Here is a 10828-nt window from a genome sequence, read left to right as displayed (position 1 = left end):
GCGCGCAAGCGCCCCGCGGCGGTGTCCGCCGGCGCGGGCCGGCCGCTGCGCGGCTTCGTGGCCTCGCTGCTGCAGGCACCGGCGCTGCGCCCGCAGCGGGCTCTGGCCCAGGTGCTGGCGACCGCGGCCCTGGCCATCCCGGTGGTTCCCGCGGTGCTGACGCCCGAGCGCACCAAGGTGTCGGTGGCCTACCTGATGGCCGAGCCTGCCCCCTATGAGGGCCGCACCGCCGCCAGGACAGTGACCCTGCGCGAAAGCGCCAACACCCCGGTCAAGCGCCGTTTCAGCACGCAGCAGCGCGGGGTTTCGGCCTCGCTGTGACCAGGGTCCGCCGTAACGGCCAATAGAGCCTCGTCATGCCCGCGAAGGCGGGCATCCACGCTGACCGGGATGCCGCCCGGTGTTCGTGGACACCCGCCTCCGCGGGTGTGACGAGGTGAATTGGATCCCGTCAGGAGACGGGCTCAGCCGCCCCGCAGCGCGTGGATCAGCCCTTCCGCCACCGCGCAGCCGCTGGCGAAGCAGGCGGTGAGCAGGTAGCCGCCGGTGGGCGCCTCCCAGTCCAGCATCTCGCCCGCGCACCACACGCCGGGCAGCGCGCGCAGCGCCTGCGTGCGCTGCTCCAGTGCCTCGAAGCGCACGCCGCCGGCGGTGCTGATAGCCTCCTCGATCGGCCTTGGCCGCAGCAGCGGCAGCGGCAGCGCCTTGATCGCCGCCGCCAGCGGCGCCGGGTCCGCGCTCGGCGCGAACAGCGCGCGCGGCAGCAGCTCGTGCAGCAGCGCCGCCTTGGCGCCGTCCAGGTGCAGGCGGCTCTTCAGGTGCGTGGACAGCGAGCGCGCCCCGCGCGGACGCGCCACTTCGGCGGCGACGAGCTCCGCGCTGCGATCGGGCAGCAGGTCCAGCGTCGGCACGGCCCGGCCATGTCGGCGGATGGCTTCGCGCAACAACGACGACGCGGCGTATATCAGGCTGCCCTCGACACCGTGCTCGGTGAGCACGAACTCGCCGCGCTGCTCGAAGCCCGCATCGCCGTCCTCGAAGCGCAGCGCCACCGTCTTCAGCGGCGCACCGGCGAAGCGACTGCGCAGGAACTCGCTCCAGCCGGGCTGCACGCTGCCGTCCTCGCCCACGCGGCCCACCTCGAAACCGCAGTTGGCGGGCTGCAGCGGCACCACGTCCACGCCCTGCTGCGCCAACAGCGGCACCCAGGCGCCAGTGGAACCCAGCCGCGGCCAGCTCGCGCCGCCCAGCGCCAGCACCACGGCGCGGGCCCGCAGCGTCAGCGGACCCTGCGGCGTCTCGAACACCATCGGCGGCGGCGACGACGTGGGTTCAGCCGGCGCCTCGGCCCAGCCCACCCAGCGGTGCCGCATATGGAAAGTGACGCCCAGGCCCCGCAGCCGCTGCAGCCAAGCGCGCAGCAGCGGCGCGGCCTTCATGTCGGTCGGGAAGACGCGTCCGGAGCTGCCGACGAAGGTTTCAACGCCCAGCCCCGCGGCCCAGGCACGCAGCGCGCCGGCGTCGAAACGGCGCAGCAGCGGCTCGATCTCGGGGCGCCGCGCGCCGTAGCGCTGCACGAAACGGTCAAAGGGTTCGGAATGCGTGAGGTTCATCCCGCCCTTGCCGGCCAGCAGGAACTTGCGGCCGACGGAGGGCATGGCATCGAAGACCTCCACACGCAGCCCGGCCTGCGCCAGGCGCTCGGCCGCCATCAGGCCGGCGGGGCCGGCGCCGACCACGGCCACCGGTGAATCAGGGGGGGTACTCATGAGGCGGCGCAGTGTGCCACGCCCCCTCGCCGCCCCTCAGGGCGTCGCCCGCGCCAGCAGCAGCTCCACGTCGCAGCCCTCGGGCAACTGCCCGAACACGTCCGCGCCGGCGTCGATGCGGGTGGCGCAGAAGGCGCTGAATACGGCTTCCGGCGCCTGCCGGCGCAGCAGCGCCGCCTGCAGCAGCAGCGCGACGTCGCGCGCCAGCCGCCGCGCCTGCGACTCCTGCGGCGCCGCCAGCCGCTCAGGTAAACCGGCGGCCAGCCTCTCGGCGCCGCGGTGCGCGCCGCGCAGGCACTCCAGTTCGTCGCGCAGCACCTCCGCCACGCCCGGGCTGCGCAGCGCGCGCAGCAGGTCCAGCGCCATCACGTTGCCCGCGCCCTCCCAGATGGAGTTCAGCGGCATCTCTCGGTAGAGCCGTGCCATGGGCCCGTGGCCGTCGTCCTCGACGTAGCCGTTGCCGCCCAGGCACTCCATGGCCTCCTGCGCGAAATGGCTGCCGCGCTTGCAAACCCAGAATTTCGCGATCGGCGTGAGCAGCCGCCGCAAGACCGCCTCGCGCGCGTCGCCCGCGTGCTCGCCATGGTCCACGGCGCGGGCCAGGCGCATCACCAGCGCCGTGGCGCCCTCCACTTCCAGCGCCAGGTCGGCCAGCACGTTGCGCATCAGCGGCTGCTCGATGAGTTTCTTGCCGAAGGCACTGCGCTGCGCGCAGTGGTGCAGCGCCAGCGCCAGCGCCTGGCGCATCAGCCCGGCGCTGCCCAGCGCGCAGTCCAGCCGGGTGAGCGTGCCCATCTCCAGGATCTGCGCGATGCCGCGCCCCTCCTCGCCCACGAGCCAGCCGGCGGCGCCGTCGAATTCAATCTCGCTGCTGGCATTGGCATGGTTGCCCAGCTTGTCCTTCAGGCGCTGGATGCGCAGCGCGTTGCGCGTGCCATCGGGCAGCAGGCGCGGCACGAAGAAGCAGGTGGGGCCGGCGGCGGTCTGCGCCAGCATCAGGTGCGCGTCGCTCATGGGCGCGGAGAAGAACCACTTGTGGCCGGTGAGCCGGAAGCAGCGGCCCCAGGGCGTGTCCTGGTCGAACTCGGCGCGGCTGGTGTTGGCGCGCAGGTCCGAGCCGCCCTGCTTCTCCGTCATGCCCATGCCCATGGTCAGCCCGTTCTTCCGCGGTCCGGGCAGCGGACGGGGGTCGTACACCGGCGCCGTCAAACCCGGGCCCCACTCGGCGTAGAGGGCGGCATTGGCGCGCAGCGCCGGCGTGACGGCGTAGCTCATGGAAACCGGGCACATCACCCCCGCCTCCGTCCCGTTGAAGAGCAGGAAGCCGGCGGCGCGGGCAACGTGCGCCCCCGCCGGCCGGTCCCAGGGCGCGGCCTGCAGCCCGTGCGCCGCGGCGCAGGACATCAACGCGTGGTAAGCCGGATGAAACTCCACCTCGTCGATACGCCGCCCGCCGCGGTCGTACGAGCGCAGCCGCGGCGGATAGCGGTTGGCCAGCCGCGCCTGCGCCTGCACCTCCGCGCTGCCCAGCTCGCGGCCCAGGGCGTGCAGCGGCGCCAGGTCCAGCTCCGGCGCCAGCGTGCGCAGCGCCTCCTGCAGCGGCCGGTGGCCGGCGAACAGGTCCACGTTTGTGAATTCGCTGCTCTGGTTGAAGACCTCGTGGGTGCACTGCGGTTGCGTCATGGCGGCTCCCCTGGGGCGTCCGTGCCCGAAGGGAGCAGGATGCTAGGTCGGCTCGGGCCCGCGCAAGGTTTTCAGCTGCCGCCCCGCCGGCAGCAGGCGCATGTACTTGAACGTGGCGGTGGCGTGGGCGCAGCGCTGGCCCTTGGCGTCGAAGACCGAGCCCTCGCAGAACGCCATGGTGGAGCTGCGGTGCAGCAGCTGCGCCGTGGCGCGCAGCCGGCCCTGGCCGGGACGCATGAAGCTGGTCTTCATCTCGATGGTCACCACGCCCGGCACGCCCTTGGCCTCGCGCGGGTCGGTGCCAGGCTGCACGTCCACGCTGCGCGCGGCGTGCGCCATGGCCACGTCCAGCATCGTCATCAACACGCCGCCGTGGGCGACGGCGAAGGAGTTCAGGTGCGCGGTGGCCAGATCGACCTGGATCTCCGCCTCCCCGGCACCGAAGGCATGCAGCTCCAGGCCCAGCTCCTCGACGAAGGGGATGTGGATGGGAAAAGGCAGCGGGGTGCCGGCGGCGCGCGGCGCGTCGGGGCCGGTGGAAGGTGCGTCGTCATTCATGGCGCCGATTGGACAACAGCCGGCAGCGCCGCCCGGAGCGTCGCCGGGGAGGCGGCTTAGCCCTTGCGCACCAGCCAGTCCTTGTACTTCGCCCGCAGCGTCAGCTTGCTGAGCTTGCCCGTGGCGGTGTGCGGCAGCTCGTCGACGAACACCACGTCGTCCGGCGTCTGCCAGTGGGCGATGCGGCCCTTGTAGAAGCTCAGCAGCGCCTCGCGCGTGACGCTGGCGCCGGCCTTGAGCTGCACCAGCAGCAGCGGGCGCTCGTCCCAGGTCGGGTGGGTGGCGGCCACCACGGCCGCCTCCTTCACGGCCGGGTGCGCCATCGCGATGCACTCCAGCTCGATGGAGCTGATCCACTCGCCCCCGCTCTTGATCACGTCCTTGCTGCGGTCGGTGATCTGCATGAAGCCGTCGGGGTCCATGGTGGCGACGTCGCCGGTGGGGAACCAGGCGCCGCGGCCCTTCACGTCCACCAGCGGCGAGTCGTCCTCGTTCCAGTAGCGCTCGATCACCCAGGGCCCGCGCGCCACCAGGTGCCCCGCGTGCTCGCCGTCCCAGGGCAGCGGCTCGTGGGCGTCGTTGACCACGTCGATGTCCACGCCGTATATGGCCTTGCCCTGCTTCTCCAGCAGCCGGTGCTTCTCGGCCGCCGGCAGCGCCGCGTGCTTGGGCTGCAGCCGCGCCAGCGAGCCCAGCGGCGACATCTCCGTCATGCCCCAGGCGTGGATCACGTGCACGCCGTATTCCTCCAGCGCGCGCATGAGCGCCGGCGGGCAGGCCGAGCCGCCGATGACGGTGCGGCGGAAGGTGGAGAACTCCAGCGACTGGCTGCGCACGTGCTCCATCAGCCCCATCCACAGCGTTGGCACGCCGGCGCTGAAGGTCACCTTCTCGCTCTCGAACAGCTCGTACAGCGAGGCGCCGTCGAGCTTCGGCCCGGGCAGCACCAGCTTGCAGCCCACCAGCGCCGCCGTGTAGGGCAGGCCCCAGGCGTTGACGTGGAACATCGGCACCGCGGGCAGCACCACGTCGCTGGCGCTGCAGGCCATGGCGTCGGGCAGCGCCGCGGCGTAGGCGTGCAGCACCGTGGAGCGGTGGCTGTAGAGCGCGCCCTTGGGGTGCCCGGTGGTGCCCGAGGTGTAGCAAAGGCTGGAGGCGCACTGCTCGTCGAAGACCGGCCAGGCGTAGTGCCCGTCCTCGGCCGCGAGCAGTTCCTCGTAGCACAGCAGCCCGGGCAGCGCGCTCTGGGTCGGCATGTGGGCGCGGTCGGTCATGAGCACGAAGTGCCGCACCTGCGGCAGCTGCGGCGCGAGTTGCTCGACCAGTGGCAGCAGGTTCAGGTCGAAACAGAGCACCTCGTCGGCCGCGTCGTTGGCAATCCAGGCGATCTGCTGCGGAAACAGGCGCGGGTTGATGGTGTGGCACACCAGCTGCGAGCCGGAGGTGGCGTAGTAGATCTCCAGGTGCCGGTCGGTATTCCAGGCCAGGGTGCCGACGCGATCGCCGCTCTCGCAGCCCAGGCGCCGCAGCGCCTGCGCCAGGCGCCGGGCGCGCTGCTCGACCCGCGCCCAGTTGCTGCGATGGATGTCGCCCTCCACGCGGCGGCTGACGATCTCGGTATCGGCGGCGTGGCGCGCCGCGTGCGTGAGCAACGAGGAGATGAGCAGCGGCATCTGCATCATCCGGCCGTACAGGGGGCTGTTCATGGGGCTTTGTCTCCGGCAGGGGTGGCTCAGGGCTTGCGCCATCTTCCCGGCCGGATACGGGTGGTGGGAGCCGGTTAACCCCTGATGCCGGGTCTTGCAAAAGCGCCTCACTACACTCGCGCCAGAGGCCGACGCGCACCCGTGGTGCGGACGGACAGGAGGAGCATCGAGCGGGCTCGTCCCGGGCATTCGACACGGCCCGGCGGTCTGGGCCGGGGCCGGGGGGTGTCTGGATGGAAGTATCCTGCTCCTCTTGACCGCTGCTCTTGGCGGCCTCGCTTCCTGAGGCCAGAGGTTCCGCGGAGATTCCCGATGAAGCACAACCCGCATCCGCACGACGATCCGCGCTACCCGGTTCGGCACAGCGACGCCGAGTGGCGCGCCAAGCTCGACCCCATGCAATACCAGGTGGCGCGCCACGCCGCCACCGAGCGCCCCTTCAGCGGCAAGTACTGGGACCATTTCGAGGACGGCATCTACCGTTGCGTGGGCTGCGGCGCGCCACTGTTCGATGCCCGCACCAAGTTCGACGCCGGCTGCGGCTGGCCGAGCTACTTCCAGCCCATCGAGGGCGAGATCATCGAGCGCGTGGAGGACCGCAGCCACGGCATGGTGCGCGTGGAGGTGCGCTGCAAGCGCTGCGGCACGCACCTGGGCCATGTCTTCCCCGACGGTCCGGCGCCCACCGGCGAGCGCTATTGCATCAACTCTGCGGCCATCGACTTCGAGCCGCGCCAGGAGCAGGACTCCAAAGAATGAAGCTGCTGCTGGACTTCCTGCCGATCCTCCTCTTCTTCGGCACCTTCAAGTACACCGGCGCGCACCCGGACCAGGCCGCGGCCTTCGCCACCGAGCACTTCGGCTTCCTGGTGATGGGCGGCAGCGTGGGCACGCAGGAGGCGCCGGTGCTGCTGGCCACGGTGGTGGTGATCCTGGCCACGCTGGCGCAGGTGGCGTGGACCGTGGCGCGCGGGCGCAAGGTGGACCTGATGCTGTGGGTCAGCCTGGCGCTGGTGGTGGTGCTGGGCGGGGCCACGATCTGGTTCCACAGCGAGACCTTCATCAAGTGGAAGCCCAGCGTGCTGTACTGGGTGATGGGCATGAGCTTGTGGCTGTCGCAACTGCTTTTCCGCAAGAACCTGCTGCGGCTGCTGCTGGGCGAGCAGCTGCAGCTGCCCGACGCGGTGTGGCAGCGGCTCAACGGCGCGTGGGTGGGCTTCTTCGGCGTGATGGGCCTGCTCAACCTCTGGGTGGCCTACAGCTTCTCGACCGATGCCTGGGTCAACTTCAAGCTCTTCGGCGGCATCGGGCTGATGCTGCTGTTCACGCTGGCGCAGGGCCTGTACCTGAGCCGCTACCTGCCCGACGAGCCCGCCGCCGCTTCCAAGGACAAAGCCCGCCCCGGAGCCTGAAGACATGCCCGTGACCGCCCAGGACATCGAGACCGCGCTGCGCCAGGCGCTGGCGCCGCAGCAACTGGAAGTCGTTGACGACAGCCACCACCACGCCGGGCATGCCGGCGCGGGCGAAGGCAGCCACTACACCGTGCGCATCACCAGCGAGCGCTTCGCCGGGCTGCGCCCCGTGGCGCGGCATCGCCTTGTGTATGATGCCCTCGCCTCTCTCATCCCCGCGGGCATCCATGCCCTGGCTATCCAGGCGCGCAGCCCCGCCGAATCAGACTGACTGACAACTATCGCGAGGCCGGCTTTCGAGACGACCCGGCTTTCCTGAAAGGACTCCCATGAAAACCACCTCCACCGCGCTGCGCGCGGCGCTGCTGTCCGCCTCCATCGCGCTGCTGAGCCCGCTGGCGGCCCAGGCGCAGAACGTTGCCATCGTCAACGGCAAGGCGGTGCCCAAGGCGCGCGTGGAAACGCTGATGCAGCAGGCCCTGCGCGGCGGCCAGCAGCAGCGCACGCCGGACCTGGAGCAGAAGGTCAAGGAAGAGGTGGTGCTGCGCGAGATCTTCATGCAGGAGGCCGAGAAGCGCGGCCTCAACGCCTCGGCTGACTTCCGCAACCAGATGGAACTCGCGCGCCAGACGGTGCTGATCCGCGAGCTCTTCGCCGACTTCCAGAAGAAGAACCCCGTCACCGACGCCGAGGCGCAGGCCGAGTACGACAAGTTCAAGGCCCAGGCCAGCGGCACCGAGTACCGCGCCCGCCACATCCTGGTGGAGAAGGAAGAGGACGCCAAGGCCGCCATCGCCCAGCTCAAGGCCGGCGCGAAGTTCGAGGACCTGGCCAAGAAGATGTCCAAGGACCCGGGCTCGGCCGAGAACGGCGGCGACCTGGACTTCGCCAAGCCCGATGCCTACGTGCCCGAGTTCGGCCAGGCCATGAGCAAGCTGCAAAAGGGCCAGATCACCGAGGAGCCGGTCAAGACGCAGTTCGGCTACCACGTGATCAAGCTGGAGGACACGCGCGAGGCCGCCTTCCCGGCCTTCGACGAGGTCAAGCCGCAGATCCAGCAGCGCCTGTCGCAGATGAAGCTGCAGAGCTTCCAGGAAGAGCTGCGCAACAAGGCCAAGACAGACTTCAAGTTCTCGCAGCAGTAAGCCGGCGAGCACCCGAAGCGAAAAGGCGCCCCGCGGGGCGCCTTTTTCATGGCGTGGACTTCGCTTTTTCCTTGCTCATGAAATGACCCGTTCGGACTGAGGTATCGAAGGCCGAAACCGCCAGGCTCGGATGGTGGCGTTACGGCTGGGGCCGTTCACCCTTCGATACCTCAGGGCGAACGGGGTCCTTTTCACGGGCAATGTGTGGAATCAATCCGCGCCGTTCACCAGGCGCCCGGCCTGGATTTCGAGCTGGCGCTGGCAGCGCGCGGCCACTTGAGCGTCGTGCGTGACCAGCAGCAGCGTGGTGCCGGCCTCTTGGTTGAGCTCGAACATCAGCTCCATCACCGTCTCGCCGGTGGCGTGGTCCAGGCTGCCCGTGGGCTCGTCGGCCAGCAGCAGCGCCGGGCGCAGCACGAAGGCGCGCGCCAGCGCCACGCGCTGCTGCTCGCCGCCCGAGAGCACGCGCGGGTAGTGGCCCAGGCGCTGCGCCAGGCCCACGCGCTGCAGCATGCGCGCGGCCTGCTCGCGCGCGTCGTCGCGGCCCAGCAGCTCCAGGGGCAGCATCACGTTCTCCAGCGCCGTGAGGTTGGACAGCAGCTGGAAGTTCTGGAACACGAAGCCCAGCTGCCGTGCGCGCACCGCCGCGCGCGCGTCCTCGTCCAGCGCGAACAGGTCTTCCCCGGCGAGCCTGACCGTGCCCTGCGTGGGGGTGTCCAGCCCGGCGATGATGGACAGCAGCGTGCTCTTGCCCGAGCCCGAGGCGCCGACGATGGCGGCAGACTCCCGCGGCTGAAGGCGGAAATCGATGTCATGGAGAATGGTCAGCTCCCCCGTGGCGTCGCTCACGCGCTTGTGGATGTGCTGGACCTCGATGATCGGTGGCTTCATGAAGACGGAGTTTGAAGACAAGCAGGCCGCCGGCGGCCGTCGCCGCTGGCTGGCCCAATGTAGCCTGCTGGCGCTGGCCGCCTGGTTGCCGGGGACAACGGTTGCGAAGGCACCGGCCGTGATCCTGGTGGTGGGCGACAGCCTCTCGGCCGAGTATGGCCTCAAGCGCGGCAGCGGCTGGGTGGCGCTGCTGCAGCAGCGGCTGGAGCGCGAGAAGCTGGCCGCGCGCGTGGTCAACGCCAGCGTCAGCGGCGACACCACCGCCGGCGGGCGCAGCCGGCTGCCCGCGCTGCTCAAGCAGCACCAGCCCACGCACGTGATCCTGGAACTCGGCGCCAACGACGCGCTGCGCGGCCAGCCCCTGGCGCAGACCGAGGGCAACCTGCGCGAGATGGCCCGCGCCGCCCGCGCCGCCGGCGCGCGCGTGGTGCTCGCGGGCATGCAACTGCCGCCCAACTACGGCCGCCGCTACGGCCAGGACTTCGCGCAGCTCTACGCCCGCGTGGCCGAGGAGGCGGATGCCGCGCTGGTGCCCTTCCTCCTGCGCAACGTCGCCGACGTGGCCGACCCCACCGCGCTGTTCCAGGCCGACCGCATCCACCCGCGCGAGGAAGCGCAACCGCTGATGCTGGACAACGTCTGGCCGGTGCTCAAGCCGCTGCTGCGGTGAGGGTGAGTCCTGAACGGACTAGACAGCGGGCCTGAACGGCTCGCGGCCTGCGTTCAGCAACCGCCCCTCGGACAGCACCAGACCCGCGCCCTCACATCCGCTCCCGCGGCCCTCCGCCGCCACCACGGCCACCCCCGCCGGGACCGTCGCCACCGCCCTGGCCCATGCCGGGCCGCTCACCGCCACGGCCTTGCCAACCGCCAGGCCGATCGCCGCCACCACCACCCTGCCAGCCTCCAGGCCGGCCGCCGCCCTGCCCGGCCCAGGGACGCTCCGCCCCACCGGGCTGCCCCATGCCAGGCGCGGGCATCACGCGCGCGGGCGGCTGCGGCACCTGGGGCGGTGCGATCTGCACCGGCCGCGGCGCGGCGATGGCCGGCGGTGCCGCCGGCGCGGGCATCACGCGCTGCCCAGGCAGCGTCGGTGGCACCGGCCGGGCATGCTCCCAATCCCGGCGCCCGCCCTGCCCGCCCTGATCGGGCCGCACCACCTGGTCGCGGTCGGCGCGCGGCAACCGGTTCGGCCCGGGAGTACCAGCCTGGAAACCCGGCGCCCGCTGCAGCGGCTCCGCGTTCCCACCGCCGATGCGCTCGCGCGGTCCCCGGTTGGCAATGTCCGGCCGCCCCGGTACGTCATCGCGCCGCAGCGGCTCCGCGTTCGGACCACCGATGCGTTCGCGCGGCCCGCGATTGGCGATGTCCGGCCGCCCCGGCACGTCATCGCGCGGCCGCGGCTGCACGACACCCGGCGGGGCCATCGTCCCAGGCGCCTGTGCCGACGGTGGACGCGGACGCTCGTCCCCCGTGCCCGGCCAGGGGCGGCGGCCCTCGCCGGGCTCCATGGCCGCCTGGTGGGGCGGCCTCGGCACGTTGTCGAAACGCCGGTCCGGCATGCCGCCCTGCGGTGGCGTCCACACGCCGTGCGGCTGAACCGGCTGCGCCACCGCGCCGGGCGGCGGCGCGGCGCCTGCGGCGGGCGGCATGCGCCCGAT

At 71.5% G+C, this 10828-nt stretch carries 11 protein-coding genes and 1 pseudogene; 6 read left to right on the top strand and 6 right to left on the bottom strand.

Annotation, left to right across the window (positions count from 1 at the left end; translation table 11 throughout):
- A partial coding sequence (locus Q0741_RS21030) for a hypothetical protein (protein ID WP_298235146.1) occupies nucleotides 1-321 on the top strand: 321 nt, incomplete at its 5' end.
- A 143-nt stretch (nucleotides 322-464) separates the two neighbouring features.
- On the opposite strand, the gene Q0741_RS21025 is transcribed toward Q0741_RS21030, so the two are convergent.
- Genes Q0741_RS21025 through Q0741_RS21010 form a run of 4 tightly spaced genes read right to left on the bottom strand, consistent with a single transcriptional unit; the run spans nucleotide 465 to nucleotide 5716 of the window.
- A complete protein-coding gene (locus Q0741_RS21025) occupies nucleotides 465-1769 on the bottom strand; it encodes a TIGR03862 family flavoprotein (protein WP_298235145.1) in 1305 nt (434 codons plus the stop codon).
- Between the two features lie 36 nt (nucleotides 1770-1805).
- Nucleotides 1806-3452, bottom strand: coding sequence for an isovaleryl-CoA dehydrogenase (locus Q0741_RS21020; protein WP_298235144.1), 1647 nt, complete (start codon nucleotides 3450-3452; stop codon nucleotides 1806-1808).
- A gap of 42 nt (nucleotides 3453-3494) precedes the next feature.
- On the bottom strand, nucleotides 3495-4010 hold the full coding sequence (locus tag Q0741_RS21015) for a PaaI family thioesterase (protein ID WP_298235143.1): 516 nt from the start codon (nucleotides 4008-4010) through the stop codon (nucleotides 3495-3497).
- A 56-nt stretch (nucleotides 4011-4066) separates the two neighbouring features.
- Nucleotides 4067-5716 (bottom strand): 3-(methylthio)propionyl-CoA ligase, encoded by a 1650-nt coding sequence (locus tag Q0741_RS21010; protein WP_298235142.1) that lies wholly within the window; start codon nucleotides 5714-5716, stop codon nucleotides 4067-4069.
- Between the two features lie 312 nt (nucleotides 5717-6028).
- On the opposite strand from Q0741_RS21010, the gene msrB reads away from it, so the two are divergent.
- The 4 genes from msrB to Q0741_RS20990 are packed head-to-tail and all read left to right on the top strand — an operon-like array spanning nucleotide 6029 to nucleotide 8276.
- A complete protein-coding gene (msrB, locus tag Q0741_RS21005; protein ID WP_298235141.1) occupies nucleotides 6029-6475 on the top strand; it encodes a peptide-methionine (R)-S-oxide reductase MsrB in 447 nt (148 codons plus the stop codon).
- Complete coding sequence (locus Q0741_RS21000) at nucleotides 6472-7128, top strand: septation protein A (protein ID WP_298235140.1); 657 nt, start codon at nucleotides 6472-6474, stop codon at nucleotides 7126-7128. Before msrB ends, Q0741_RS21000 begins: the two co-directional genes overlap by 4 nt.
- A gap of 4 nt (nucleotides 7129-7132) precedes the next feature.
- Nucleotides 7133-7402, top strand: coding sequence for a BolA family transcriptional regulator (locus tag Q0741_RS20995; RefSeq protein ID WP_043461747.1), 270 nt, complete (start codon nucleotides 7133-7135; stop codon nucleotides 7400-7402).
- A 58-nt stretch (nucleotides 7403-7460) separates the two neighbouring features.
- Nucleotides 7461-8276 (top strand): peptidylprolyl isomerase, encoded by an 816-nt coding sequence (locus Q0741_RS20990; RefSeq protein ID WP_298235139.1) that lies wholly within the window; start codon nucleotides 7461-7463, stop codon nucleotides 8274-8276.
- A gap of 210 nt (nucleotides 8277-8486) precedes the next feature.
- Here Q0741_RS20990 and Q0741_RS20985 read toward each other — a convergent pair whose 3' ends face one another.
- Nucleotides 8487-9167, bottom strand: coding sequence for an ABC transporter ATP-binding protein (locus tag Q0741_RS20985; protein ID WP_298235138.1), 681 nt, complete (start codon nucleotides 9165-9167; stop codon nucleotides 8487-8489).
- Between Q0741_RS20985 and Q0741_RS20980 the strand changes: the two genes are divergently transcribed.
- Entirely contained in the window at nucleotides 9166-9837 is a 672-nt protein-coding gene (locus Q0741_RS20980; protein ID WP_298235137.1) for an arylesterase, read from the top strand. The genes Q0741_RS20985 and Q0741_RS20980 overlap by 2 nt on opposite strands.
- 91 nt (nucleotides 9838-9928) lie before the next feature.
- On the opposite strand, the pseudogene Q0741_RS20975 reads toward Q0741_RS20980, so the two are convergent.
- A pseudogene (locus tag Q0741_RS20975) lies at nucleotides 9929-10828 on the bottom strand (hypothetical protein); the annotation flags it as partial.

Origin of the sequence: uncultured Azohydromonas sp. (assembly GCF_937926365.1) — a bacterium.
In the GTDB taxonomy this organism is placed as follows: domain Bacteria; phylum Pseudomonadota; class Gammaproteobacteria; order Burkholderiales; family Burkholderiaceae_C; genus Azohydromonas.
The sequence above is the reverse complement of the archived record's forward strand: the minus strand, read 5'-3'. Positions and strand labels throughout refer to the sequence as shown.

Coding starts and splice junctions, on each gene's coding strand:
- Q0741_RS21025 (WP_298235145.1), bottom strand. CDS start 1,769: ATGAGTACCCCCCCTGATTCACCGGTGGCCGTGGTCGGCGCCGGCCCC.
- Q0741_RS21020 (WP_298235144.1), bottom strand. CDS start 3,452: ATGACGCAACCGCAGTGCACCCACGAGGTCTTCAACCAGAGCAGCGAA.
- Q0741_RS21015 (WP_298235143.1), bottom strand. CDS start 4,010: ATGAATGACGACGCACCTTCCACCGGCCCCGACGCGCCGCGCGCCGCC.
- Q0741_RS21010 (WP_298235142.1), bottom strand. CDS start 5,716: ATGAACAGCCCCCTGTACGGCCGGATGATGCAGATGCCGCTGCTCATC.
- msrB (WP_298235141.1), top strand. CDS start 6,029: ATGAAGCACAACCCGCATCCGCACGACGATCCGCGCTACCCGGTTCGG.
- Q0741_RS21000 (WP_298235140.1), top strand. CDS start 6,472: ATGAAGCTGCTGCTGGACTTCCTGCCGATCCTCCTCTTCTTCGGCACC.
- Q0741_RS20995 (WP_043461747.1), top strand. CDS start 7,133: ATGCCCGTGACCGCCCAGGACATCGAGACCGCGCTGCGCCAGGCGCTG.
- Q0741_RS20990 (WP_298235139.1), top strand. CDS start 7,461: ATGAAAACCACCTCCACCGCGCTGCGCGCGGCGCTGCTGTCCGCCTCC.
- Q0741_RS20980 (WP_298235137.1), top strand. CDS start 9,166: ATGAAGACGGAGTTTGAAGACAAGCAGGCCGCCGGCGGCCGTCGCCGC.
- Q0741_RS20985 (WP_298235138.1), bottom strand. CDS start 9,167: ATGAAGCCACCGATCATCGAGGTCCAGCACATCCACAAGCGCGTGAGC.